The 26690-nt window shown below is 56.7% G+C and carries 18 protein-coding genes; 3 read left to right on the top strand and 15 right to left on the bottom strand.

Annotated elements, in window-relative coordinates:
- Position 1: 1 nt before the first annotated feature.
- Positions 2 to 1573, top strand: coding sequence for a response regulator (locus F556_RS0112720; RefSeq protein ID WP_020617343.1), 1572 nt, complete (start codon positions 2 to 4; stop codon positions 1571 to 1573).
- A gap of 176 nt (positions 1574 to 1749) precedes the next feature.
- Positions 1750 to 4377 carry a family 16 glycosylhydrolase gene (locus F556_RS0112725; RefSeq protein WP_020617344.1) on the top strand — a complete coding sequence of 876 codons (2628 nt, stop codon included), beginning with the start codon at positions 1750 to 1752 and terminating at the stop codon, positions 4375 to 4377.
- 74 nt (positions 4378 to 4451) lie between these two features.
- On the opposite strand, the gene F556_RS0112730 is transcribed toward F556_RS0112725, so the two are convergent.
- From F556_RS0112730 to F556_RS0112775, 10 genes are all read right to left on the bottom strand, one after another.
- Positions 4452 to 5939, bottom strand: a complete 1488-nt coding sequence (locus tag F556_RS0112730) for an alpha-N-arabinofuranosidase (protein WP_020617345.1) — start codon at positions 5937 to 5939, stop codon at positions 4452 to 4454.
- Between the two features lie 416 nt (positions 5940 to 6355).
- Positions 6356 to 6742: a RidA family protein gene (locus F556_RS0112735; RefSeq protein ID WP_020617346.1), complete on the bottom strand. Its 387-nt coding sequence runs from the start codon at positions 6740 to 6742 to the stop codon at positions 6356 to 6358.
- Entirely contained in the window at positions 6742 to 8148 is a 1407-nt protein-coding gene (locus tag F556_RS0112740) for an amidase (RefSeq protein ID WP_020617347.1), read from the bottom strand. Before F556_RS0112740 ends, F556_RS0112735 begins: the two co-directional genes overlap by 1 nt.
- The gene (locus tag F556_RS0112745) at positions 8145 to 8330 is read right to left on the bottom strand and encodes a hypothetical protein (protein WP_020617348.1); all 186 of its coding nucleotides are present in this window, start codon (positions 8328 to 8330) and stop codon (positions 8145 to 8147) included. Before F556_RS0112745 ends, F556_RS0112740 begins: the two co-directional genes overlap by 4 nt.
- 21 nt (positions 8331 to 8351) lie before the next feature.
- Positions 8352 to 9386, bottom strand: a complete 1035-nt coding sequence (locus tag F556_RS0112750) for an ABC transporter substrate-binding protein (RefSeq protein WP_020617349.1) — start codon at positions 9384 to 9386, stop codon at positions 8352 to 8354.
- A 40-nt stretch (positions 9387 to 9426) separates the two neighbouring features.
- Entirely contained in the window at positions 9427 to 10308 is an 882-nt protein-coding gene (locus F556_RS0112755) for an ABC transporter permease (RefSeq protein ID WP_020617350.1), read from the bottom strand.
- Positions 10308 to 11096 (bottom strand): ABC transporter ATP-binding protein, encoded by a 789-nt coding sequence (locus F556_RS0112760; protein WP_020617351.1) that lies wholly within the window; start codon positions 11094 to 11096, stop codon positions 10308 to 10310. The genes F556_RS0112755 and F556_RS0112760 overlap by 1 nt, the downstream gene beginning before the upstream one ends.
- Positions 11097 to 11219: 123 nt before the next feature.
- A complete protein-coding gene (locus tag F556_RS0112765) occupies positions 11220 to 12881 on the bottom strand; it encodes a PucR family transcriptional regulator (protein ID WP_020617352.1) in 1662 nt (553 codons plus the stop codon).
- A gap of 779 nt (positions 12882 to 13660) precedes the next feature.
- Complete coding sequence (araA, locus tag F556_RS0112770; RefSeq protein ID WP_020617353.1) at positions 13661 to 15079, bottom strand: L-arabinose isomerase; 1419 nt, start codon at positions 15077 to 15079, stop codon at positions 13661 to 13663.
- A 25-nt stretch (positions 15080 to 15104) separates the two neighbouring features.
- A complete protein-coding gene (locus tag F556_RS0112775) occupies positions 15105 to 16718 on the bottom strand; it encodes a xylulokinase (RefSeq protein WP_026297269.1) in 1614 nt (537 codons plus the stop codon).
- Between the two features lie 366 nt (positions 16719 to 17084).
- Between F556_RS0112775 and F556_RS0112780 the strand changes: the two genes are divergently transcribed.
- The gene (locus F556_RS0112780; RefSeq protein WP_020617355.1) at positions 17085 to 18176 is read left to right on the top strand and encodes a GntR family transcriptional regulator; all 1092 of its coding nucleotides are present in this window, start codon (positions 17085 to 17087) and stop codon (positions 18174 to 18176) included.
- Positions 18177 to 18569: 393 nt separating this feature from the next.
- Here the strand turns inward: F556_RS0112780 and F556_RS0112785 are convergent, their stop codons facing one another.
- The 5 genes from F556_RS0112785 to F556_RS0112805 form a co-directional block, all read right to left on the bottom strand.
- Entirely contained in the window at positions 18570 to 19523 is a 954-nt protein-coding gene (locus F556_RS0112785; protein WP_245583055.1) for a dihydrodipicolinate synthase family protein, read from the bottom strand.
- Between the two features lie 99 nt (positions 19524 to 19622).
- Positions 19623 to 21563 (bottom strand): SUMF1/EgtB/PvdO family nonheme iron enzyme, encoded by a 1941-nt coding sequence (locus tag F556_RS33900; protein WP_020617357.1) that lies wholly within the window; start codon positions 21561 to 21563, stop codon positions 19623 to 19625.
- A complete protein-coding gene (locus tag F556_RS0112795; RefSeq protein WP_020617358.1) occupies positions 21547 to 23928 on the bottom strand; it encodes a helix-turn-helix domain-containing protein in 2382 nt (793 codons plus the stop codon). Before F556_RS0112795 ends, F556_RS33900 begins: the two co-directional genes overlap by 17 nt.
- A gap of 214 nt (positions 23929 to 24142) precedes the next feature.
- On the bottom strand, positions 24143 to 25714 hold the full coding sequence (locus tag F556_RS0112800) for an extracellular solute-binding protein (protein WP_020617359.1): 1572 nt from the start codon (positions 25712 to 25714) through the stop codon (positions 24143 to 24145).
- A 95-nt stretch (positions 25715 to 25809) separates the two neighbouring features.
- Entirely contained in the window at positions 25810 to 26682 is an 873-nt protein-coding gene (locus F556_RS0112805; RefSeq protein WP_020617360.1) for a carbohydrate ABC transporter permease, read from the bottom strand.
- Positions 26683 to 26690 lie beyond the last annotated feature (8 nt).

Consider the following 26690-nt stretch of genomic DNA (forward strand, 5'->3'; position numbering starts at 1 on the left):
GATGATTAATCTCCTCATTGTGGATGACCAAAAACCGATCCGCGACGGCCTGCAGGCGATGCTACGCCAGTTCCCGCTGGTATTGGGCGACATCTACAGCGCCGGCAATGGCGTAGAAGCGCTGGAGCTGCTGCGCAGCCACGGCATCCAGCTCGTCATCACCGATATCCGCATGCCGGATATGGACGGACTGATGCTGATGGAGAAGGTCCGGGAGGCACAGATTCGCGCGGAATTCCTAATTATTAGCGGCTACAACGATTTTGCCTACGCTCAGAAGGCGATCGGCCTGCGCGCCAAGGGTTACCTGCTGAAGCCGGTCAAACGTGAGGATCTGCAAGCCTCGGTCGAGCATGTCTTCCAGGAGATCCGCACGGGACAAGCGCTCTCGGACAACCTGAAGCAGGTCTCCCGCCTCGCCCTTGAGACAGACCGCAAGGAGCTGCGTCTGTACATGCAGGGTGCAGCTGTCGAGGAATCACGGCTTACGCGGACCGCCCAGCTGCACCCAAGGCTGTGGCAGCAGTACCGGCTCTGCCTGCTGCGGGAGGAGCGGTCAATAGGCCAGCCGTTAGCCAGCAATGCTTCGCAGATCGAATCGATTGCCTACCGCATCTACGGCCGGGAGGGCTGTGTCTGCCTGCAGCACCGACCCTATCTGATCCTGGCCGTCGATGCCCAGATTGAGTCCGGCGCGCTGCCGGCGGCGCTTCAGGCCGCCCAGTTGGACGCGATAACCATCATGACTGATCCTTATGCGGGTCTAAGACAGCTGCCTGCCGCCTATAACCAGGGCCAGGAGCTCTATCGCCACAGTTATCTGTTTCCTGAGAAACGATGCCTGATGCCCGTCCATCTGGAGAAGCTGGAAGCCCAGTGGGAGCTGCCCTATGAGGAGCTCTACGCTCTGTTCCACCAGATGGGAAGCAAGAATGGTGAGGCCATCACACAAGGCTTGTCGTCATTGTTCCACAAGCAGGTGCTTCAGCGCTATCCGATTCGCTACACGCTGCAGCTATGCCGGGCCATGGTGCAGCTGCTGGAGGAATATGAGCGGGTGATCCGTCCCTACCTCGGAGAGGAGCGGCTGGACATTGAGGCCGTCCGCAACCTGTTCGACTATCCCGGCATCCGTGAGTACATCCAGACCCTGCAGCAGCTGTTGCTCCGGCTTAACCAGCTCTACTACGACTACAAGTGCAGCTACCGCAACTCCCATGACTTGAACGAGGCCATCCGATTCATCCACGAGCATTATCACAAGCCGCTGGATCTCGCCATGGTATCTAATCATGTGTCGCTGAATTATGCGTATTTCTCCAACCTCTTCAAGAAAAATGTCGGCAAAGGCTTTGCCGAGTACCTGCGCGACGTGCGGCTGGACAAAGCCCGGCGCCTGCTCGCCGAGACCGAGTACAAGGTTGTGGAGATAGCTGTACTGGTCGGCTACGAGAGCTACAAAAGCTTCACACGAGCCTTCCGCGAAGCGATGCACATGCAGCCCACCGAGTACCGCCAGCAGATGCGTCAGCGCGCCGACTGGGAGGAGCAGGTCCATGAGGGACGGTTTTAATTCGTAGGCGAGCCAAGCGCTGTCACTGAACCCAAAAAAGTGGGCTAGCACAACAATTATTGTCTCTTTTCACACGATTGCCCGATCCGATAGAATAAAAGTGTGCCTGTAAGCGGTTTCCAAACGAGGGAAACTTCTCTTCCAGGCAACACCAATTGGATTAAAGGAGGGCAAGCATGAAACGACAACACAAGGTAGACCAACGAATCAAAAGAAAGGTGTGGCATTTGTTTCTGACACTGACGATGCTGACGGGCATCGGCCTGTTTCCGGTCCAAGCCGTACAGGCGGCAACCACCGTCACAGCGATGAGCTATTTTTCGGCTAATGACGGTCCCGTCATCACCAAATCCGGGGTCGGACAGGCGAGCTACGGCTTCGTGATGCCGGTCTTCAACGGGGGCTCAGCCACCTGGAACGATGTATCCGGCGACGTAGGCGTTCGCGTCAAGGTCGGCAGCACCTGGACCGATATCGACAGCGCCAGCGGCTTCGTCTACAACCAAAACTGGGGACACTGGAACGACAGCGGCACCTATGGTTACTGGTTTACCCTCTCCTCCACCACCGAGATTCAACTCTACTCCAAAGCCAACAGCAACGTGAGCCTGGGCTACACGCTTGTCTTCCAGAATGTCAATCAGACCACCATTACCTCCATGACACCGACCCAAGGACCGCAGCTGACAGCAGGCTATACTGGCGGGGCCGGCTTCACGTATCCGACCTTTAACAACAACCCGGCTATTCCGTATGAAGCGGTGGCCAATGATCTGAAAGTGTATGTCAAGCCAGTCGCCAGCAGCACCTGGATCGACATTGACAACAATGCGGCCAGCGGCTGGATCTACGACAGCAACTTCGGCCAGTTCACCGAAGGCGGAGGCGGCTACTGGTTCACGGTCACCGAGTCCATCAACGTCAAGCTCGAATCTAGAACCTCGTCCGCGAGCCTCATCTACACCATCACCTTCAACCAACCAGTACGCACCAATTACACCCTGACACCGTATGACGGCACGACCTACAGCGCTGACGCGAGCGGTGTCATTGGCCTCCCGCTGCCACGCATCGGCGGCAGTCCGGCAATCGGCAGCGACCTGGGCAATTTCGTCTATCAGATCAACATCGGCGGCCAGTGGGTCGATATGAGCAACTCGGCACAGAGCGGCTTCGTCTATGCCGGCAACGGCTATAACAATATGTCAGATGCGAATCAGTGGGGCTACTGGGCCGACTATATCTATGGCCTCTGGTTCCAGCCGATTCAGGAAAATATGCAGATCCGTATCGGCTATCCGGTGAACGGGCAGTCCGGCGGCAGTGTGGGCAGCAACTATGTCACGTACTCCTTCATCGGCAATCCCAACGCACCTCGTCCTGACGTGACGGACCAGGGGGATGTCGAGATCGGAACGCCGACCAACCCGGCGATTGCAGGCTGGAACTTGATCTGGCAGGATGAATTCAGCGGCACCGCACTCGATCTGAACAAATGGAATTACGAGACAGGCTACTATATCGGCAACGACCCTAATCTGTGGGGCTGGGGCAACGCGGAGATGCAGCATTATACGAACAGCACGCAGAATGTCTTTGTGGCAGACGGCAAGCTGAATATCCGGGCGCTGAACGATTACCGTTCATTCCCGCAGGACCCGAACCGCTACGCCACCTACTCCTCTGGCAAAATCAACACCAAAGACAATTTGTCCCTGCAATACGGCCGAGTGGACATTCGCGCCAAGCTCCCAACAGGTGATGGCATCTGGCCGGCGCTGTGGATGCTGCCGGAGGACTCGGCTTACGGCGCATGGGCAGCATCAGGCGAGATCGATATTATGGAAGCCAAGGGGCGTCTGCCCGGTACCGTCAGCGGCGCCATTCACTTCGGCGGCCAATGGCCGGTGAACCGGTACATTGCCGGGGAGTATCATTTCCCGCAGGGGCAGACCTTCGAGAGCGACTACCATGTGTACACGATGATCTGGGAAGAGGACAACATGAAGTGGTATGTGAACGGCGAGTTCTTCTTCAAGATAAGCCGTGAGCAGTGGTACTCCGTTGCAGCGCCGAACAATCCGAACGCACCGTTCGACCAGCCGTTCTACCTCATCATGAACCTGGCAGTGGGCGGACACTTCGACGGCGGTCGGACGCCGGATCCATCCGATATCCCTGCCACGATGCAGGTAGACTATGTGCGGGTGTACAAAGAAGGCAATGGCGGCGGGCAAAATCCTGGCACGAACGTGCCGGTGACCGGCGTCAGCGTAACCCCTGCGACGACGCAAGTCCAAGTCGGCCAGACGGCCCAGCTGAGCGCGAACGTGGCACCAGCCAATGCAACCAACAAGCAGGTCAGCTGGTCGGTCGCCAATAGCAGCATTGCTACAGTCAACGCGAGCGGCATAGTCACTGGTGTCGCTGCTGGCACTACAACCGTCACCGCGACGACCGCAGACGGCAACCGGACGGCGACCGCAACAATCACCGTCGTCCCGCCACCGCCAACCACCGTCGTCATCGGCGACAGCGTGCGCGGCCTCAAGAAGACCGGCAACAACCTGCTCTTCTACGTCAACGGCGCGACCTTTGCCGATCTGCATTACAAGATCAACGGCGGCGGTCAGCTCAATGTAGCGATGACCAATACGGGCGGCGGCAATTTCACCTATCCCGTCCAGGGTCTGCAGCAGGGGGACACGGTGGAGTACTTCTTCACCTACAACCCCGGGAATGGCGCACTGGACACCCCTTGGCAGACCTACGTGCACGGCGTGACGCAGGGCGTGCCGGAGTAGAAGCAAGACACAAACAACCCCCCTCCAGGCCTTCTACGGCCCAGAGGGGGGTGTTTCAGTTGCTCTGCCTCCCACTACTCCAATACAAGCTCCGCCACACAACAGGCTGGCAGGGTGAGCATCACACTATTCTCGCTCACTTCGATGTCTGGCATCGTTTGGATGCTCACCTCTGGCGATTCCCCGAACCGGTTATGGCTCGTCATGTCCCCGCCAACATACCGCACAGCAGCAGAAGAGAACGCTCTGCCGGCCAGCATGATCCGCACCTCGCGTGGCTCGTCCGCCGATAAGTTGACTACCGTCGCATGGACTTTACCATCTGCCCGCTCCGAGGCGCTGACATGCAGCGCAGGCACCTGGGCGTCCTCCGTCCCCGTCAGATCCTGTTGCACATAGCTCTCAATGCAGGTGGAATCCTGATGCCCTTTGAACAAGTCGAAGACGTGGTACGTCGGTGTCAGCAGCATCTGCTCCCCTTCGGTTAGGATGACCGATTGGAGCACATTGACCATCTGGGCCACGTTGGCCATCTGCAGCCGGTCACTATGTGTATTGAAGATATTAAGCGACACGGCGGCCACGATGGCATCTCGCATCGTATTCTGTTGGAACAGGAAGGCCGGGTTGGTGCCAGGCTCAGCCTGATGCCAAGCTCCCCATTCATCCATAATAATCGACACGCGGCCCTCCGGGTCGTGCTGATCCATGATGTGCTTGTGTCTGCGGATCAGCTCATCAATGTACAAGGCCCGGCGAAGTGTGCGGTAATAGCTGCCTTGGTCAAATTCCGTAGCAGAGCCCTTTTTCTCCCACGGGTACTCCTCTGTCTTGTAATACGCTGGCATTGTGTAATAGTGCAGCGACAAGCCATCCATACGCTTCCCGGCCATCCGCATGAGCGTATCCGTCCACTCGTAGTCCGCCCCGTCAGCGCCGCAGGCTACCCGGTAGATTTTGCGATCCCCATAGTTGCGAATATAGGTCTCGAACTGCTTGTACACGTCCGCATAGAATTCAGGCCGCATGTGCCCGCCACAGGCCCAGTTCTCGTTGCCAATCCCTATAAACTCCACATCCCACGGCTCATCACGGCCGTTCTGACGCCGCCAGTCCGCCATCGGAGATTCCCCGGCGAAGGTCATATACTCCACCCACTCACTTGCTTCTCGAGGCGTACCAGAGCCTACATTGGCAGCGATATACGCGGAGCATCCGACCTGCTCACACAGATCCAGAAACTCATGCGTGCCAAAGGAGTTATCCTCTACCACGCCGCCCCAGCCTGCATTGACAATCCGCTTGCGATCGGGGCCTACGCCGTCTTTCCAATTGTAATATTCCGCAAAGCACCCGCCCGGCCAACGCAAGACAGGCACCCCGATCTGCTTGAGCGCCTCCACCACATCCGTTCGTATGCCGCGGACATTAGGAATCGGACTGTCTTCACCCACAAAAATCCCATTATAAATTCCGATTCCCAGATGCTCTGAGAAATGCCCATATACATTTTTATTGATTTTGGCGTATTTCCGACCTGCATTAAGCACTAATACAGCCATATCGATCCTCTCCCATCCCTTCGCTTAGACCATGCGATTAATTATTATAGCGCTTTCATTTTGAAATACCAGTCCTTTTTGGGGATGGTAAAGAAGTGATAAGGAAGTAGAAATCGGTTAAGTGGAACGAGAACAAAATCATCCTGCGGATGATTCTAAGAGACTCATCCCCTTGCTCTAACGACCGACCAGCAGGTTGCCGAGCAAATAGAGGAACAAAGGTACGTTACAGCGGCCAATTAATTGGTTGGCGGACACATCTTATCCACAACATAAAAAAAATAGTTTCCTAATCAATGAAAAAACCTACCCTTCAGCCGATTGGCTGAGAGGCAGGTTCTTTGTGGAATGAAATTTGCGACGCCGCCAAAGGACGGTCTTAGCCATTTCACCTTGTTTAACCCCGGTTGGATTCTCTACTCGCCCCGCTTGGAGCCCACGTACGCCGTGGCCTCCATCTCGATCAAGAACGGGCCGAGACTGCTGGAGACCGTCATCCGGGCCGGGTACGGTTCCTTGATCATGGAGGCGTACACCTCATTGTACCCTGGTTGATCGTCCAGCGACGCCAAATGCGTGGTGATGCGCACGATATGATCCAGAGTCAATCCTGCCTCCTGCAGGATCACCTCGATGTTGCGAATGCATTGAGCCGTCTGCTCGCGGATGCCCTCCAGCGGTTCCAGCGTTGCCGGGTTCACCCCGACCTGTCCCGCCACGTAGACCATATCTCCCGCCTTGACGGCATGGGAGAACGGCAACGGGAATTTCGGCGCTTTATCTGATGTATAGATGGTGGTCATTAGAGCTCCTCCTTCATATGTAGGCTCTCCGACTCATGAAGAATCGGAGCGGTCTTCAGATGCCATGACGTCGCCTCTTGGTAGCGGTGCCCCAGCGCCAGCAGCGTCTCCTCGCCAAGGTGAGGTCCCGCCAGCTGTACGCCGATCGGCAGTCCCGTCTCTCCGTCCATCCCCGCAGGGACCGTCATGGAGGGCAAGCCGGTGTTGGTGAACGGCCCGTTGAACATCGGATTACCCGTCTTGTAGCCCTCCAAAGGCAGTGTAGGCGTTGCCGGCGTAAGCAAGGCATCCACCTCGCCGAACAGCTCCATCATCCCGCGCCGGAACACCGTCCGCACGCGCTGGGCGCGCAAGTAGTCCGCCGCACTGAGCTCCAGCCCCAGCTCCAGCTGCTCGCGCATCGCCGGGCCGTAACGCTCCGGCTTCTCGCGGTAGCTATCCATATGATAAGCGGCGCCTTCCGCACGCATCGTCATTTTGTGGGCGGCCACCGCTTCGTCAATGCAAGCCGGCAGCTTGATGGCCTTGAACCGCACCCCCAGCGCTCGCAGCACGCCTTCCGCCTCCGCTGCCGCCTGGCCGATGGACGCGGTCTCGGGCCGGAAAAAGCCATCGGGATCGGGCAAGCCAATCACCATATCCTTCACTTCCCTGCGCATCGCAGAGGTGAATGACGGCGACGTGCCTGCTAACGTCGAGGGATCCCGATCATCCGCGCCCGTCAGCACCTCCAGCACCATCGCGTTATCCTCCGCAGTCCGAGTGAACGCGCCGATATGATCCAGCGTCCAGCTGGCGGTGAACACGCCGTATCGGCTGACCCTGCCGAACGTGGGCTTCATGCAGGTGAGTCCGTTGTATGCGGCAGGCCGGATCAGCGAGCCGAACGTCTGCGTGCCCAGCGTGAAGAGCGCCATGCCCGCCGCTACCGCGGCCGCGGACCCCGAGCTGGAGCCGCCGGGGGTGTGCGACAGCAGCCAAGGATTGCGCGTCGGCGGCTCGCCGCCTTGGTACGCGTATTCCGTCGTTGTGGTTTTGCCCAGCAGGATCGCCCCGGCCCGCTTCAGCCGCTCGACGACAGCCGCGTCGTAATCCGGCACATAATCACCGTTCACCTGGGAGCCGCCCGAGGTGCGCATGCCCGCCGTGCAGATGATATCCTTCACGCCGAACGGAATGCCGTGCAAGGGGCTCAGCCCTCCGCCCTTCATCTGCAGCCGCTCGGCTTCCTTCGCCGCGTGCAGCGCGCCTTCGGCATCTACTGTCACCCAGGCTTGGACTCGCGGCTCCAGCGACTCGATCCGTCGCAGGCAATCCATCGTCAGCTCTACGGGTGACAGCCGTCTGGCGGCGATCAGCCTGCCCGCCTCGGCAATCGTCAGCACTTGTCCCGAGATCGCAATCATAGCTTCGCCTCCTCACCGGTCGCGGCATTGGGAGCTACGTGATCGGATAGAGGGAACGCCCGGAGCAAGCGCAGCTCCCTCTCGTAAGCCGTACGCTCCTCCTTCGTCACGGGTCCGCCTTGGTATTTCTCCCTCTCTAGCGCCAGGAATTGCTCGTAGTTCATCTTAGGTTCCGTCGTCATGGCGCCGTCGCTCCTTTCTGGTTAGGGCATGAAGCTCGCGTCCACCATGTCGGTGTAAGACACGTCTTTGTCCAAATTGCCGATGAATCGTTGCATATCTATCGCTGCCTGGAACGCCGTCTCCGTCAAGGTGCCATCCTGAGGGTACACGTTGCTGTCGATCATGCGTTGCACCGCGTTCTCTACAACCTCGGCCTCCAGGTTCGGGAATTCCTTCTTCGCAATCTCCTTCGTGCCCTCTGGATCTTCGTGAATGTAATCCAGCGCGGCCTCCAGCGACTTCACCATGCGGCGCACGAGATCTGGCTGTTCCTGGATCACTTTGTCCGATGTGTTCAGCGTGGCGAAGGCGAAATCCGGGTAGTCCTTCGTAAAGTCATAGACGATTTCCAGCCCTTGCACCAGGCCTTGGTCCAGCTGCGGCTCATACACAACGGCGATATCCGCCTTGCCTGCCATCAGCGTGCCAAGCTCCGACCCGTTCTGCACCTCCGTAATCGTCACGTCATTGTTCAGATCGATGCCGTTATCCGCGAACAGCTTGCGCAGCAGACTGTTGGAGCTGGTCGGGGCGATGCCCGTCACGATCGTCTTGCCCACAAAATCCTGCGGCGTCGAGATGGTTGTCCCCTCATGCGCCACCGCCCATACTGAAGCGCTGCCGGACAGGATGCTGATGGACTTCGCCTCGCCGCCCTTCGCCTTAGCGAAGGAGACATGCTCTGGTCCGTGGAAGGAGAACGTCGACTCGCCGGAGAGGACGGATGCCAGTGCAGCCGGGCCGCTACCCGCTGCCGTAATGGTCGATACCTCAATGTTGTTCTCTTCGAGGAAGCCTTGGTCCTTGGCCACATACAGTGGCAAATACAACAGATTATGATATACCTCCGCAACCGCGATTACATCGGTTTGAACCTGCGGCGTTTCCGTCGTCCCTGTATTTCCACCATTCGCGCCCTGCGTCGTTCCCGAACCGCCAGCATTACCGCATGCCGCCAACACCAGCGAACCGATCAACGCAACACCTGTCATTTTCACAGCTTGGCTCCATCTCATCCTCATCCACTCCCACTCTCTATAGTTGACTTCTAATCGATTATACCGATGGACTCTTCGAGCTCTTGCCTTCGCTCCACGGCAGCAGACGCGACTCCAGCATGCTCACGCCAGCGTACAGCACCGCCGCGACGATCATGAGCGTGAAGACCCCCACCCACACGGCGGGCAGATTAAACAGATTGCCTTCCACGAAGATCATATGCCCAAGCCCCTTATCCGAGGAGATGAACTCCCCGCCCACCACCGACACCAGCGCCAGGCCGATGTTGATGCGGAACGCCGAGATGATCCACGGCAGCGACGACGGCACGATAATTTTGGAGAAAATCTGCATCTTGCTAGCACCGAAGGACTTCATTAGATTCACCTGCGAATCGTCGATCTGGTGCGTCGCCTGATAAGCCGAGAGCAGCGCAACGATGAACGTAGACACAGCCGCGAGCACAATCTTGGAGAAAATACCGGAGCCGAACCAGATAATGATCATCGGCGCCAGCGCAATCTTGGGCACTCCGTTCAGCGCAACAACGAAAGGATCGATGATGCGGGATACCGTTCTGGAAAACCAGAGCAGCAAGCCTGCAAGCGAGCCGATCGCACTGCCAATTCCGAAACCTGTGACCGTCGCCCGTACCGTTGCGTAAGCATCCTCCATCAGCTGACCAGACGAAATCATGGATACCGCCATCTTGGCGATCGCGCTTGGTGAACCCAGCAGGAAGGCATTGATGGCACCGCCGCGCACCAGCGCTTCCCAGATTCCGAGGACTGCGCCGATAATCGCCAGCCGCCAGAACACGACCATCAACCAAGCTTTGACGGCGGCCGCTTGCCGCTTGCGGACGAATTCGCTTTTTCCCTTTGCCGCCACATGCGCCGAAGCGACGCTGGTGTTGCCTGTTGTCGTCGTATTCGCCATTAGCCTACCCTCCCCATCTGAATATCAAGCTCTGACCATATGTCTTCAAAAAATCCTTTGAATCTCACATCGCTTCGCGCCTTCATCGCCGATCCGTAGTGAGCGGACAAGCCGATATCGTACGTTTTCTTCACGTAGGTGGGACGCTTGCTCATGACGAAGATCCGATCGGAGACGGATATCGCTTCTTCGATATCATGCGTGATGAGCACACCCGTCTTGCCTTCGTCACGCAGAATGGACAGGATCTCGTCCTCCAGCACCAGACGCGTCTGGTAGTCCAGCGCCGAGAACGGTTCGTCCAGCAGGATAATATCCGGCTGTGTCACCAGGGTGCGAATGAGGGCCACCCGCTGTCTCATGCCGCCGGATAACGTGGAGGGATAAGCTCCCGCGAACGCCTCCAGATGGTAGCGCTCCAGGTAACTCATCGCGATGTCGCGCCGCTCTTTTTTGCCGATGCCCTTCACCTCGAGCCCCAGCATGACGTTGTCCAGAATGGACCGCCATGGGAGCAGCAAATCCCGCTGCATCATGTACCCAACGTGGCCGGTTGATTGCTTAATGTCCGCGCCTCCTACGGTAATGCTTCCCGACGTAGGCTGGAGCAGCCCCGCGATAATATTGAAAATCGTACTCTTGCCGCAGCCGCTCGGCCCGACAATACTGACGAATTCACGTTCCTGGATGTCCATTGTAATGTCGTTCAGCACGGCGATCTCCTGTCCTTCGGCATTGACGAACGACTTGGTCACATTCGATACGCTGATTGCACTTGTTGTCAACATCCCCAACCCCTTCCCTTTTCCGCTACCGTTGATGTTAGGAAATATAACATTTGTTATATTGCTATCTTAAACGTTGCTCGCCCTGCTGTCATTAGCGCATGCGTATAGAAAAACAAAATGGTTTTAGCTTCTTCGTACAAAAGAGTCCAATCGAAGCACGTCCTCCATGGCAAACGCGACCCGGTAGCCGAAGGCGGTCTGTGAATCCTTCAGCTTGCGGCCCAGCAGCTTCTCGGCTTTGTCCAGCCGATAGACGACCGTATTGCGGTGCACGAAGAGCGCCTTGGCCGTCTCGATCAGATTGCAATGGTTGTCATAGTAAGCGCGGAGCGTGCGGAGAATATCGTTCTGCTCCTGATCTCCCTTGCCCAGCAGCTCCTTGAACGCTTCGTGATAGAAACGCTCCAGCTCCTCGTACGGCAGCATGCGGAGCAGTCTTCCGATGTCCAGGCTGCGATACACGGAGACGAACCGCCTGCGGTTCATCCCGATGCCGCTCTGCAGGGCGCGGACCGCTTCCTTGTACGACAGCCCTAGATCCAGTGCCGCCGCGAAGGGACTGCCGATACCGAGCGAATAGCTAAGTCCCTCGCTTCGGTGGATATCCGCCACCATCTCCTCCAACCTCCCTACCAGCGCATGCTCGTTCCAGTCCCCCCGCCCTTCGAACAGCAGCAAGCCAAACATGTCGTTCTTCGCGAACATGACGAACTCGGCCTCCAGCCTGGCGAATCCCTGCTTCAAAATATGATAGTGCCTGTCGCGCTCCGCGCTGACGCGTTCGGCGTTGGTGCTCGTCCGGGCGGTCTGCTCCGCGTCTTCCCGAGCGACAATCAGCATAGCGCTGCGTTCCGGCTTCAAGCCGTATTTGGCACCACGGTACATCGCCTCCTGCTCGGTGCCGACAAACCCTTCGATGAGGTCGGAGAAGAAATCATTCTTGTACCGCCGCGAACGCTCCTTCACGGCATGGCGCTTCGTCAGCTCCAGGCCGATAACGTGTGCCGCTTGCTCCAGCGCCAGCAGCTCCGGCCCCTGGAGCGGATAAGCCGGGGGAAAAGCAAGCAAATATCCTTCTTCGCGGTAGGTGAAGATCGAGAGACATTCCAGCTGCCTGTACCGAGGGTCCCCGATGCCGGGAATGCACAGCGAGGTCGAGGCGTCCGGGAGACTCTGCTGGCTCAGCGCGAGGGAGACCCGCTCCGGAACGTCTGCCAGCTCCGGGGACCAAAGCGTTTCGGACATGGCAAGGGGCGCGCATTTGGCGTCCAATAACAGCACGGGAGAGCCCAGGATGGAGGATAGCTTGTCGATGATCCCGGTGAGCCCGTCCCCTTGCATCATGAGATCAGCGAATTGCTTATGGATGGTCAGCGCGTAGTGGAGCTCCTGGTTTTTGTTCTCCAGCAGCACGCCGATCGACTCTCTGAAAATATCCCCCAGCGTCGATTCGATCATCGACAGCTCCAGGATGGGGAAACCCAGGCGGTCAGCCTCCTCCAGCGCCGCCGGGGGAATGACGAGCGAGAACCGTTTGGTTTTGATGGCCAGGCCCGCGCAGCCTTTCTCGTGCATGCCACGTATGACATCAATCAGCCGGTCGGGGCTGTCCTTGAGCAGGTAACCGTTGGTGAGCAGCAAATCACCGTGCCTCAGGAACACGACAATATCCGGCGAGTCCATAATGTTGACCGATAGCACCTCGCGCGTCTCGCTCCCATGCGTTCCCGCCAGGATGTGAGCTTTGGACATAATCGTATCCCTGATCAACTCGTGCAGCAGCATGTTTACAACACCCCTCTCCATTATGTTATAAAATCTAACATCAATAGAGAGGGGTGTAAAGAACAAGATTTGTATGGAAGCACCAAAATGGCGAATTATTTTGTGCTTTTGTGTGGAAGAAGGATGCATTGTAACTGGCAGAGGGCGGGGGTGCGAGCAAATAGAGGAACAAAGGTGTGCTACTGCGGGTGGAAGACGGGAGTGCGAGCAAATAGAGGAACAAAAGTGTGTTACAGCTGGCGCAAGGCAGGGATTCGAGTAAATAGAGGAAGAAAGGTGTGTTACTTCGGGTGGAAGGCGGGGTGCAGGGAAATAGAGGAAGAAAGGTGTGTTACTTCGGGTGGAAGACGGGAGTGCGAGGAAATAGAGGAACAAAGGTGTGCTACAGCTGGCGCAAGGCGGGAATTCGAGTAAATAGAGGAAGAAAGGTGCGTTACTGCGGGTGGAAGACGGGAGTGCGAGCAAATAGAGGAACAAAAGTGTGTTACAGCTGGCGAAAGGCGGGGATTCGAGTAAATAGAGGAAGAAAGGTGCGTTACTTCGGGTGGAAGACGGGAGTGCGAGCAAATAGAGGAACAAAGGTGTGCTACAGCCGGCGAAAGGCGGGGGTGCGAGCAAATAGAGGAAGAAAGGTGCGTTACTGCAGGTGGAGGACGGGAGTGCGAGCAAATAGGGGAACAAAGGTGCGTTACAGCTGGCGGTTGGCGGGGACATTTGCGCAAAAAAATCCCTCAGGTGCTTCGCTTAGACATTCCTGAGGGATTTTACGTGCCAATAAGTTACTTGATAATGACGTACTCCAGGTTAACCAGCTTCGCGTAGGCGACGATCTGGTCGGTGGTCAGGTTCAGGGAGACAACGGTATGGTGGCCGCCGCCGTTTTCGATCCAGGCTTTGACGCCGTCCTGGAAGTTCGGCTTCACCTTCCACATCACACGGGCAACTGGCAGCTTCGGAGCTGGCACAGTTGGTTCGAAGGCTGTGACTTCGTTGATCAACAGCTTGTAATGCGTACCGAAGTCTGCCATCGAGACCACGACACCTTCGCCCGCCTTGCCGTCAAATACCAGACGTGCCGGGTCCTCACGGTCGCCGATGCCCAGCTGGGATACAACGATTCTTGGCTTGTTCGCAGCCAGTGATGGATCCACCTCAAGCATATGGGATTGCAGGATCGCTTCCTGACCCTCAGCCAGCTCGTATGTGTAATCTTCCATGAAACCAGTATTTTGGTTATGGCTCATGATTTTGAGCAAGCGATCAAGCGCTGCAGTCTTCCAGTCACCTTCGCCCGCGAAGCCGTAGCCCTGGGCCATCAGACGCTGAACCGCGAGACCTGGCAGCTGCTTCATGCCATGCAGATCCTCAAAGTTGCTCGTAAACGCCGTGTATCCGCCATTGTCCAGGAAACGTTTGATGGCAATCTCGTAGCTGGCCTGTACACGTACGCTAGCTTCCCACGATTCTTTGCTGTTGTCGCCATATTCGAACTCATATTGGTCCGCATATTCAGCCATCAGGTCGTTTATTTCTTCTTCCTTGACCTCATTGACGTATTGCACAAGATCCCCAATGCCGTAGTAGTCGACGGTCCAGCCGAACTGGATCTGGGCTTCTACCTTGTCGCCTTCAGTTACGCCGACATTGCGCATGTTATCGCCGAAGCGTGCGACTTTAATATTGAAGCTTTCATTGTAAGCAACTGCGACGTCCATCCAGTCCGCAATCTGCTGCTGCACGTTCTCGCGCTCCCAGTAGCCGACAACAATTTTATTCTGCTTTTTCAGACGGGCATTGATGAAGCCATATTCACGGTCACCATGCGCAGCCTGATTCAGGTTCATGAAGTCCATATCAATGGTCGACCATGGAATGCTCTCATTGAACTGCGTCGCCAGGTGCAGCAGAGGCTTCTGCAGCAGCTTGGTACCGCGAATCCACATTTTTGCAGGAGAGAAGGTGTGCATCCAGGTGATGACACCAGCCACTTCGTCGCGGTAGTTGACTTCCTTCATGATGCTGGTAATTTTGTCGGCGCTGACGGCCAGATCCTGCAGGACCAGCGGATAAGGCAGTACCCCACTTTGGTTCAAAGCATCGGCGATTTTTTGGGCGTTGGCTTTGACCTCTCCAAGTGCTTCCTCACCGTACAGATGCTGCGAACCTACGACAAACCAAAACTCTTTTGCTGCTGTCATATGAATCAACCTCATTTCGTTTGGTTTAGTTATTGTTTTTAATTAAATGCTCGACTGCGGCTTGCTCGATGGCCAAGCCCTTGCGGTAGCGTTCGATAAAGGTCTCAAAGCCTTGAACATCGGCTGTTTCCGGTGCAATGGTCTCGCCCTCGACATTCGCAAACACTTGCTGCTCCAGGAAGTCTGCCAGCGATTCTTCCGCGCCTTTGTTGTCCATGTAGGAAGCCAGCAGCGCCATGCCCCATGCTCCGCCCTCACCTGCCGTGGACATGACGGATACCGGAACGTTCAAGGCGGCAGCAACAATGCGTTGTCCAACTACTGGAGTTTTGAACAAGCCGCCGTGCGCCAACACACTGTCTATGACGACCTGCTCCTGCTCGGTCAGAATGTCCATGCCGATCTTCAGTGCCCCGAAGGCCGAGAACAGGTGCGTACGCATGAAGTTCGCCAGATTAAAGCGGCTCTCCGGCGACCGCACGAACAGTGGACGTCCCTGCTCCAGACCGGTAATGTTTTCTCCGGAGTAGTAGCCGTAGCTGAGCAGTCCGCCGCCGTCTGGATCAGCTTCAAGCGCCTTGTTGAACAGAACGCTAAACAGTTTGGCGCTATCGACCTCGAAACCCATCGCTTCGGCAAATTCACGGAACAGTCCGACCCAGGCGTTGATATCGCTAGAGCAGTTATTGGCATGCGCCATTGCAACCGGACTGCCGTCCGGCGTGGTCACCATGTCGATCTCTGGGTAGACGCGGGAGAGCTCCTTGTCCAGGACGATCATGGCAAACACGGACGTGCCGACGGAAATGTTGCCCGTACGCTTCTTGACGCTGTTCGTGGCCACCATGCCTGTACCGGCATCGCCCTCGGGCGGGCAGAACGGAATGCCTGGCTGCAGATCGCCTGCCGGGTCCAGCAGCTGCGCACCCGCTTCGGTCAGTTGCCCGGCTTGCTCGCCAGCCAGATAGATCTTGGGCAGCACGGATGACAGCTTCCAAGGATAGCCCCGGTCAGCAACCAGATCATTGAATTGCTGCACCATTGACGGATGGTAATCATGCGTCGCATCGTCGATCGGGAACATGCCCGACGCTTCGCCGATGCCGATCGCGCGCTCGCCGGTCAACTCCCGATGGATATAGCCTGCGAGAGTGGTGATGGAATCGATGCGGCTCACGTGCGCCTCCTTGTTCAAAATCGCCTGATACAAGTGGGCAATGCTCCACCGCTCCGGGATGTTGAACTGGAACAGCTCCGTCAACGCATGAGCAGCCTCACCGGTCGTCGAATTCCGCCAGGTCCGGAACGGAACCAGCAGCTCACCCGCGCTGTCGAAGGCCATGTAGCCGTGCATCATACCGGAGAATCCAATTGCACCGACCGTCTGCAGCTTCACGCCGTACGTCTGCTCAACCTCCTGCTTCAGCTCGCGGTAAGCCGTCTGCATGCCGGTAATGATGTCTTCCTGCTCGTACATCCAGAAGCCGTCCTTCAGACGGTTCTCCCAGTCATAGCTACCGGATGCAATCGCTGTGAATTGCCTGTCAATCAGCACAGCCTTGATCCGGGTCGAGCCGAATTCAATGCCTAGCGACGTCTCGCCCGCAGCGATGGCTTGCTTAATCGCCTCATGATTCATAATGACGTCCATCCCCTCTCTTGTTATAGTAGATAATAGAATTCATATAATGAAGTTTGCTGGTGAAAAATAGCCGGAGAGGTGTGGAATCGATTCTGGTTAACGCTTTCTGAAAGAAAGCGACTTCGAAAGCATACGCTGCGTAGCGTTCGCCTTTGTCCCCGGATTTCAACCGCTAAATGCGGTTACAATCATGAAATCTGGGGACAACAGCGATCGGAAGAACGATCCACAACCTGTAGGCATACTTTGTTCACCAGCTTGAAGAAGGCGCTTCCTTTAAGTGTCAGCCTAAGTATATTTTTTGTACGTACATTTGTCAATAATGTATACTAGTTATACTTACAAGTGAAAGAAGTGGATGGTGTGAAGCCCAAATATCAAGTCATCATTGATGATATAAAAAGTCAGATTCTCTCGGGTGCCTATGCGATCGGCCAGCAGATTCCTACCGAATATGCCCTCCAGGAGAGCTATAATGTAAGCCGCCAGACGGTGCGCAAGGCGATTCTGGAGCTGTCGAATGAGGGGTTTTTGCGCAGCGAGAAAGGGTCGGGCACGTATGTCAGCAAGCAGTACCGCAACCGGTCCGGCGGGAATACCGCGAACAAAACCATCGGCGTCATCACCACCTACATCTCGGACTACATCTTTCCGTCTATTATTCGCGGCATCGAAAGCCGACTCAATGAGGACAATTACTCGCTGCTGCTGGCCAGCACGAATAATGATGTCGCCCAGGAGAAAAAGGCGCTGGAAATGATGCTCTCCTACGGCGTGGATGGCCTGATCGTAGAGCCGACCAAAAGCAATTTGTATAATCCCAACATTGCCTACTACCTGTCGTTCAAGGAACAGGACGTCCCGTTCACGATGATTAATGCCTTCTATGAAGAGCTGGAGGTGCCGTTCTTCTGTCTGGATGACGTGCAGTCGAGCTACCTGGCGACCCGGGAGCTGATTGCCAAGGGCCATACCCAGATTGGTCTGATTGCCAAGATGGATGATCTGCAAGGCAAGTACCGCATGAAGGGCTATATCAAGGCGCTGGGTGAAGGCAAAATCGGATTTCATCCGGAGCAAGTCCTCTCGTTTGATACGGCCTCGAAGCCCGAGCTGCCCGCCAACCTGGACGCTTTTCTGCAGGAAAACCGGGAGTCATTGACTGCCATCGTATGCTATAACGACGAGGTGGGGCTGGAGGTCATGCATGCTTGTCGCAGACTGGGCATCTCCATCCCGGACGAGCTGTCCTTGATCGGACAAGACAATTCCTACCTCGCCAAAACCGCTCAGCTCCGCCTCACGACGCTGTCGCACCCCCAGGAGCAGCTGGGCCGGGACGCGGCCGATTGGATCATCAAGAACCTGCAAGGCAAGAAAGACCTGCAAGCCGCCAACTACTACCAGCCTGTGTTGGTTGAAGGTGAGACGGTGAAGGAAATGATAGTTGAGTAGGTATTAACTGCCGTAACAAACTTTTTAAAAGGAAGCCTACGGTCACGGATCGATCTTACGATCGCTGTTGTCCCCAGATTTCTTGAATTTTTAACCGCTCTAGCGGTTGAAATCCGGGGACAAAGGCGAGCGCTTCGCTTCTTCAGATTCGATGCCGTGCCACTCCGGCCATTTTAAGGGTAGTCTGAAAATGCAGTTCATTCCGGCCGCTGTTGGATAGCGGGCCGAATGAAATGCCAAATGGCAGTTGGATAGGTCCGGCTACTATATGGGCAAGATGAAACCCCTTCAAGCACTGACCCTTCACGGGTTAGTTGGGGCTTGAAGGGGTTTGTTGTCTGCGTTCCTAGAGATTTTGGGAGCTCTGCAGCTTCGCCTCAGTGCACGGCCAGGCTAGAGCTCGTCTATGGACGGCAGCGCGGCCAGCTCGGTCTGCAGCTGCTCGATCTCGTGCGGCTGCAGGTCCAACTGCGGCGCACGCATTACACCGGCATCGATGCCGCGCAGGCGCAGCGCTTCCTTAAAGTAGGACATGTTGCTGCCACTGCGCAGCACTTCGCAATAGGCGGTGGCCGTCCGCTGCAGGGTCCGTGCCCGCTCCAGGTCGCCGCGCTGGTAGGCGTCATATACCGCCACGAACGGCTCGGGGTACACACACGAGACGCCTGAGATGACACCGTCGCAGCCCTGCGCCAGCGCGGGCAGCATCAGGCGGTCCGCGCCCTGCATGACCGCGAAGCCACCACCGTTGATGCGCAGATATTCGTCCGTACGCAGGAAATCCGGCCAGCTGTATTTTACCCCGACCACATTCGTGCACTGTTCTGCAACGCGGGCTGCTACCTCGGCCTTCAGGTCGTTGGCCGAGCATTGAGGGATATTATACAGATAGACCGGGAAGTCCTGCGGCAGGCTATTAGCCACCGCCACATAATACGCCTCCAGCTCCCGGTCGCTTGCGCCCAGGAACATTGGCGTCACCACGCCGACCCCATCCGCGCCTATGCGCTGTGCATGCTGAGCTAACCGGATGGTTGCCTCCTGCGTCATCGCGCCCGCATGGATGTAGACGACGACCCGCCCCGCCGCCTGCCGGACGACAGTCTCAGCAACCGCCATCCGTTCCTCCTCCGACAGCCGCACCATCTCGCCCGTTGTCCCGAGCGGGAATAGGCCGTGCACGCCCTTGCTAATCAGGAACTCGGTGAGCGCCTCCACCTTATCCAAATCCACCGCGCCTTGGGCGTCAAATGGCGTCACCATCGCTGTTGTCACACCGTACAGCTTCTTCATCGCTTCACCCCTCCTGTTGTTACATGCTCTTTCCTTAATCTTCTCTACTTGCAAGACTCAGCCGATTACCTCCGCAGGTTGTGCGAAAAGCATAGTGGCAGTGGCAGCATCTCTAATAAGAGTATTAGTGATGGGAAAACGGCGTGGAAAGCGTTAGTCAGTGCTCGACTCCACGCCCTCTCCACCAAGCCCAGGCGATAGCGCCATGACCCAATCCAGGTTGAAGCAGTAATGGATACGGCTGCTGAGCAGGTGGATGAGCCCGTTCTTGGCCTGCACCATGGCCAGATAACCCTTGGGCTCGGCATGCGAGCGGTCCATCCGGAACTCGCCGGTCCAGGCGCCGCCGTCCCACTTGCCGCCATCCTCATCGGTCGTCACCAATCGCTTGTAGGGCCACGTCTCTCCATCATCCAGCGAGACCGCAGCGAACAGCCCCTGCACCGGACGCCTCACACCGTCGCGGTCTTGGATCTCCATACCATCGGCAAACGAGGCCATGAACAGCACGCCTTCCTGCAACCGCCGCATGACCGCGCGCTGCCCCATCCCGATCGGATCAAATTCACTCTCGCTATACACCCAGCTCTTGCCCCGATCCGAGGAAATGCTCCGTGCCATATGGCCATGCACCTCATCGCCGCGGCCATAGGCCAGCAGCCGGCCGCCTGCAATCTCCGCGACGGGCGCGTGGATGCCTCGGATCAGACCGCCGCCATCGAACCAAGAATCGCCGTCGTCCTCACTGAGCCACACGGTACTGCCGCCCGTGCTGCCCGTCTCTGCATCGCAGGAGAACACCAGCGTGCCGTCGTTCATCCGGAACAGCGAGGGAATCGGCATCGTCCGCACGCCATGCTCGGGGTAGAGAATACGGCCTTTGCTCCAGGTGACACCATTATCCTCCGAGGTCCGCAGCACCTGCACCAAGGTGCCCCATGTGCCCGCCGCTCCCAGTCCGGTAATATGCAGCAGCTTGCCCTGCTCATCGAGCCAGAGGGCGCCCGCCGTCATGTTGCGATCCGGGGCGTCCCAGAATAGCGAAGCGTCATCCCAGGAGTCCGAGCCGTACCGCAGCCGGCTGGCTACCAGCTTCATCTCGCGCCCGCTCTCCTCATTCGTCGTGAACCAGGCCGCGAGCAGATCTCCGTTGGGCGTCTCAGCTACATATGGCGAGTGATTATGCCGGAAGAACGGTCCCCGCTCGGAGGGCTCCAGCTTCACATAGACACGTGGCGGGGCAAAATAAGGGGCTCCCCGCTCTGTGGGCTCCTGCGCGATCACCGTCTGGGAAACCCCCAGCTGATAGGGATAAGGCTCGGCTGGCGGCAGCGGCTCCGTAGCTACCGGCTCTGCCAGTACGACGCGGAAGCCGATTAGCCAATGTTTGTCCTCTGGCAGGGTGGCCATTCGCTCGGCAGAGCGCAGGTAGCGCGGGTCCGTTGAGTGACTGCCGCCTCGGGTGACGCGGAAGTCCCCATCCACTCTGCCCACAGGATCGGTCTGCTCGCCCTCCACGTAAGGGCCGTACCAGTCCTGGCACCATTCTTCGACGTTGCCGTGCATATCATGCAGACCCCAATCGTTAGGAGGGAACTCGCCCACGGTCAGCGGCACCACCTCGAACTCCCGCTTCGTCTTGACCGGGTCGGGGTACCAGCTGTGCTGCTGGTTCCGGTACTGGCTGCGTGGGAATTCCTCACCCATCGCATACGCTGTCTCCGTTCCAGCCCGGCACGCGTACTCCCACTCCGCTTCGGTAGGCAGCCGATAAGGCCGCCCATCGCGCTCCGATAGCCAGCGGCAGTAGGCCACAGCCTCGTGCCAGCTGACGAAGACGACCGCTTCATCGTCGCCGCAGGAGAAGCCCAGCTTGCCCCGCAGCTCGCGGTGACGCGGATCGAAGCGCTCATATTCCTTGTTGGTCACCTGATACTTGCCCATGTAGAACGGCTGGCTGATCCGCACCTGATGCACGGGCTGCTCGTCGAGATCGCCACTGTCACTGCCCCTCTTGTACGTGCCCGGCTCGATGCGCATCAGCTGCATGCCAATCGCGTTGGTATATACACTTCCGTCAGGAAGATGCTGCATTGTCACGTCGCTCATCCTTTCGTATCAGCTTGCGATAGTCATTGGGCGACACACCCTCCAGACGCTTGAAGGTCCGGAGGAAGGTCGTCCGGTTAAAAAATCCGCACTGCTCCGAAACCTCGGCAATGGTCTGCTCGCCTGCGAGCAACTCCTTCGCCTTGCCGATCCGCAGAAAGCTGATATAATCGGTCAGATTCATATCATATTTCCCTTTGAATACACGCGAGGCGTATTTCATCGAGACGCCCATTTCTTCGGCAATCGATTCCAGATACAGATCGGAGGTAAAGTGCGACTCTACATATTGCTTGATCAGCTGCGCCAGCTCCGTGGACTTGCCCGGTGGACGGTGGTTATCGGCCTCGCGATCTGCGATAGCGTGGAACAAGCGAACCAGCAGCGCCCGGCTCTGCCTGAAATCCTCTGGCCGCTCCAGCGGACCCGTCATCCGGCCATGATCCTCGTCAGAGAGCAAGGACTCCGCATCCATTCCACGTTCACGGGCATACCGCATCGCCGTCTGGTACATCTCACCAAGCAGCAGCGTCCGTACCCGGTAGGGGGCGCTCCGCTTTTCCGACATCTCCAGCAGCTCATCCGCCATCTCCTCCAGCCCACCCTTGTCGCCCACCTTCAGCAGATTGAGCAGGCGGTTCTCATCGGCAAACGAGTAATGCTGAGCCCCCGCGCTCCCCAGATCCTCGGCATACCGGACAGTAAACGGTTCATTATCTTCAATCGCATGCAGGGCCGTAACCGCCTCGCGGTAGGATCTCGTAATACCCTGCACATGGTCATGATACTTGCCAACCCCAATATGGATGCGGCAGTAGGACCAATCATGAATAAAGGTCTGCACCAGCCGCTCCAACCCCTGGCCGATGGCTTCGCGAATCGTCTCATCCTCTGCATTGACGACGCACAGGAATGTATTTTTGCGGGACTCGAGCACATACACCGTAATAAAATCGCGCAGCAGCCCGTCCATAATCTTCTTCAGCTTGCTCTGAATGACGATTCGATCGACGTCCTGGATGTCCTGATAGAACGGCGTCAGGAACTCCACAGACACGATCATGCACACAAATCCGGACTGGTCAAAAGCCAGCCGCTGCCGCATCGTCCGCAGCAGCTCCTCATTCTGATCCTCGCGCTGGTCGATTCCGTGCATAAGCCGCAGCAGCGACTGATCGAGGTATTCTTGCGTGAGCATGTGCAGCTCATGCTGGTACCGCAGCCGGTAGGAGATTAGCTCATGAATGCCACTGCCGATCTGCTGCAAGTCCCCGGCATGCGCCTGGCTTTCTTTGCCCCAGTTCAAGCCACTCTGCTCCTGGGCCAGCACCTCGCCCAGCTTGCGAATCGGATTATAAATCCGGAAGGAGAAAATGAAGGAGAACAGCCCGCCAATCACAACCAGCAGCACGCAGATGCCGACGATCAGACTGAGCATGCCCGAGGCCTGGCGGCGAAACTCATCCACCGGCGTAAGGGCATAGAAGGTCCACCCATAGAGTCCGCTTGTAACCGACGATACGGTATACGACTCTCCATCCAGCGATAGCTCGGCGGCAGCAGCTTGTGGCGCCTCTGGTGTCTCGCTAGCCTCCCCACGGATTTGCCGCAAGACTGACTCTGCTCCAAAAGACGAATCCGAATTCAGCACAATCTCGCCTTGATTGTCTACGACCAGTACACGAGTCACGCCTGGTTCGAGGATGACCTCCATCGTTCGGAAGAGCATCCGTTCCCGGATCGTTGCTACGAGCACGGCCGGATGCGCGCCATCCCGATTGGTGGCAATGAATGAGATGACTCGCTTCGTGCCGAAGGAATTATCCACGGTAGCCGGGTAGACGATCTCAATGGAAAAGCGGCTCTCCAGACGATCCTTCCAGTACGTGTTGTCATAATCAAGATAGTGATAGAATTTTCCAAAGAAGGAGTCGAACGCGTTAAGTCCGCTTGCTGTAAAGACGCTGCTATCATCGGCATAGACAAATACCTCATCGATAAACCGGTTCAAGCTGTAGCGCGTCCGCCCCACGCTCAGCGGCAGCAGATACAACTCCGCCAGATCCTCTTCCGTGTAGGTGGAGCGCGGCTTCAATAGACGCTTCACAACCGGATCGCCAAAAAAGCCGACGCCCGACTCGTGAATCATCTGCAGATAGCCGTCGATGGCATCTGCGGAGGATTGGAGGTTCATCGTCAGCTTGTCATTGTAATCGCGCTTGAACTCTTTGACATAGTTGGTATACGAGAACACACCGATGACGATAACCAGCACCAGCAGCGACAAAAAATACAGGAGGATCTTGAAGAACAACTTGTTTACTCTCAGCAAAGCGAGCCACTTCGTCATCTTCAAGTCCTCCTTTCATTGTTACTAAGGGTCGGTTTTCAGCACCGAGAAGATTGGAGGCAGGAGGAAATGAGGAGCGGAGCGTAGGCAAACCTACGTGAGCACCTCAGAGTTTCCGGAGGAAACTAGCTTCGTAAGCATCCGCTTAGTTCCGACTGCATTCAATATTCGATGCCGAATTATCATCCTGATTTACTTCGTGATGGAAAGCGACTTAAGGAGTGCGGGTGTAGGCTTCGTTGTAGATCTGCTCCATCTCCTCGGCTCCGGCTGCAGTCAGCTCGCTTGCCCAGGCGTCGAAGTCATCCAGCGACTTGGTGCCGATGATGAATTTCACCACATCCTGCTCCAGGACGGAGATCCGGGTGGTATAGTCCTTGATGCGGTCATTTTCTTCATCCGTGAAGGCTGGAGACAAGCCCGGTACGATGACTGCGCCCGGATCCGCTACCAGCTCTTCGCCCCAGCGGACAAGATCCGGTGGCGCCATCTGCCGGGTAGGACCTTCGTCAACGCGTACAGCCAGTGCCAGCAGACCGCCCCCGATCTCCGACATCATGACGCGTGCCGGGTCCGAAGCATTGGCGTATTGCTCCAGCACTTCCGGTTTGATCTCCGGCTGCCCATTCACAACCTCATACGTTTCGCCCTCGACGCCATAGTTCGTAACCGTTGTGCCTTCCTCCCCGTACATCCAGTCGAACATTTTGATCAGGGCCTCCGGGTTCTTGGTCTTGGAGCTAATGACATAGTTGTCGATCAGCCAGCCTTTTGGATACAGCCAGCCCCGGGTCTGGCCTTGGGCATTCTCCAGATACGGCAGCCGGTCAAAGCGTGCCTCGGGATTACTTTCCTGAAGAATGGTATTGTAGTTGACCGCAAACTGATTATTATCGTAGTAGAAGAATGAGCGTCCCGTGCTCAGTTTTTCATCCCAGTTCTGCTTGGTGTTGACCGCAAAATCCGGATCGAGCAAGCGCTCGCTGTATAGGCGGTTCAGATAGCTCAGGACTTCCTTGAACTCCGGCTTGTTGGTTCCATAAAAATACGTATCGGTGTCCGGATCAAGCGTCATGCCGTAGCCGCTGCCCATCCCGAATGAGAACGCATCCATAAAGGACATTCCGCGTGTCGTCCACGGATAGGAGTCGGGATAGGCCTGTTTCATCGCCGCGAGCACCTCGTACAGCTCATCAAATGTCGTCGGCACCTCCATTCCCACTTCCTCCAGGATATCCATCCGCATCAGCAGTGTTTTGCCACCTTGAATCTTGAATTTCTCCGTAATTGGCAGAGAGTAGAGCTTGCCGTCGATGAACAGCTTGTTAATCTCCGGATTCTCTTCGATCGCCGCCTGCAGATTCGGCATCTGATCCAGATAATCCGAGATGGTCACGAACATGCCCGTGCCCGCAAACTCGGCCACTTCACTCGCTTCCACGCCCATAATATCCGGAATGTTGTTGGTGGCCAGCAGCGCACGTTTCTTGTCCAGATAGTTGCTGCCTGGCACCGGCTCCAGGTTAATGGTGACGCCCGTCTGACGTGCAATCTCTTGCAATACTGGTGTGTCGGTCTTGATCACCTGTGATGGGTTCTCGCCACGCATCATACGCACGGTGATTTGCTCCTGGCCTGCCGTTTCCGTCGATGTGCCCGGCGCCGGCTCCGCATTGCCTCCGGTATTGCCACCTGTGCCATTGCCCGTGCCTCCGCTGCTGCACGCCGAGAGCAGCAATGCGAATACGATGCAGAGCGTTACCCAGTACCCTTTTCGTTTTGCCATAGATTGATCGCCCCTGTCTTCTTAGTCTTATTATTATTCGAGCCTGCCAACAGGTCAACTGGACGACTGCTGGAAACCGGCTGAACAACCACGAGTTATCCCTTGAGGGAGCCTACCATAACGCCTTTCACGAAGTACTTCTGTATAAAAGGATAGATCAGCAGGATCGGCGCGACGGCAATAATGATGACCGCATATTTGATGTTGGTCGCCGTGACGCTGGCAAAGACGCCGCTAATCTCCTGCGATTGACTGGACATCTCGCCCATGACCACCATGTTGCGGAGGATGATCTGAAGTGGAAACTTCGCTTTTTCGTCGAGATAAATCATGGCCGGGAAGAAGCTGTTCCAGTGCCCCACCGCGTAAAACATGCCCATCGTCGCCATGACCGGCTTGGAGAGCGGCAGCGTGATGCGTACCAGGGAAGTGAACTCTGAAGCGCCGTCCAGCGCTGCCGATTCGTACAGCTCATGAGGAATGTTCTGAAAAAACGTCCGCATGATGATCATGTTCCAAACGCTGATCGCACCGGGAATGACCAGGGCCCACATCGTATTCATCATGCCCAGGCTCTGTACGAGCAGATAGGATGGAATGAGGCCACCGCTGAAGAACATGGTGAATACAATCATCAGGGTGAAAAAGCCCCGTCCATAGAAGTCCCGCTTGGAGAGCGGATAAGCACACAGCGTTGTGCAGATTAGGTTAATTGCTGTGCCCACTGTCGTATACAGAATGGTATTGAAGTAAGAGCGCCCGATTGAAGGGTCCTCAAACACCAAGAGATAGGTCTGCCAGTTGAAATCCACCGGCCAGAATGAAACATCGCCGCGCATGACGGCATTGCCCCCACTAACCGAGACAATGAAGATGTAATAGATCGGATAAAACGTCACGAATACAAGACCCAACAAGAAGATAACATTGGCCGTGTCGAACACCCGGCTACCCAGACTGGTCTTCATCGCGGACT

This window comes from Paenibacillus daejeonensis DSM 15491 (genome assembly GCF_000378385.1).
Classification (GTDB): domain Bacteria; phylum Bacillota; class Bacilli; order Paenibacillales; family Paenibacillaceae; genus Paenibacillus_D; species Paenibacillus_D daejeonensis.

Coding starts and splice junctions, on each gene's coding strand:
- F556_RS0112720 (WP_020617343.1), top strand. CDS start 2: ATGATTAATCTCCTCATTGTGGATGACCAAAAACCGATCCGCGACGGC.
- F556_RS0112725 (WP_020617344.1), top strand. CDS start 1,750: ATGAAACGACAACACAAGGTAGACCAACGAATCAAAAGAAAGGTGTGG.
- F556_RS0112730 (WP_020617345.1), bottom strand. CDS start 5,939: ATGGCTGTATTAGTGCTTAATGCAGGTCGGAAATACGCCAAAATCAAT.
- F556_RS0112735 (WP_020617346.1), bottom strand. CDS start 6,742: ATGACCACCATCTATACATCAGATAAAGCGCCGAAATTCCCGTTGCCG.
- F556_RS0112740 (WP_020617347.1), bottom strand. CDS start 8,148: ATGATTGCGATCTCGGGACAAGTGCTGACGATTGCCGAGGCGGGCAGG.
- F556_RS0112745 (WP_020617348.1), bottom strand. CDS start 8,330: ATGACGACGGAACCTAAGATGAACTACGAGCAATTCCTGGCGCTAGAG.
- F556_RS0112750 (WP_020617349.1), bottom strand. CDS start 9,386: ATGAGATGGAGCCAAGCTGTGAAAATGACAGGTGTTGCGTTGATCGGT.
- F556_RS0112755 (WP_020617350.1), bottom strand. CDS start 10,308: ATGGCGAATACGACGACAACAGGCAACACCAGCGTCGCTTCGGCGCAT.
- F556_RS0112760 (WP_020617351.1), bottom strand. CDS start 11,096: ATGTTGACAACAAGTGCAATCAGCGTATCGAATGTGACCAAGTCGTTC.
- F556_RS0112765 (WP_020617352.1), bottom strand. CDS start 12,881: ATGCTGCTGCACGAGTTGATCAGGGATACGATTATGTCCAAAGCTCAC.
- araA (WP_020617353.1), bottom strand. CDS start 15,079: ATGACAGCAGCAAAAGAGTTTTGGTTTGTCGTAGGTTCGCAGCATCTG.
- F556_RS0112775 (WP_026297269.1), bottom strand. CDS start 16,718: ATGAATCATGAGGCGATTAAGCAAGCCATCGCTGCGGGCGAGACGTCG.
- F556_RS33900 (WP_020617357.1), bottom strand. CDS start 21,563: ATGCAGCATCTTCCTGACGGAAGTGTATATACCAACGCGATTGGCATG.
- F556_RS0112795 (WP_020617358.1), bottom strand. CDS start 23,928: ATGACGAAGTGGCTCGCTTTGCTGAGAGTAAACAAGTTGTTCTTCAAG.
- F556_RS0112800 (WP_020617359.1), bottom strand. CDS start 25,714: ATGGCAAAACGAAAAGGGTACTGGGTAACGCTCTGCATCGTATTCGCA.
- F556_RS0112805 (WP_020617360.1), bottom strand. CDS start 26,682: ATGAAGACCAGTCTGGGTAGCCGGGTGTTCGACACGGCCAATGTTATC.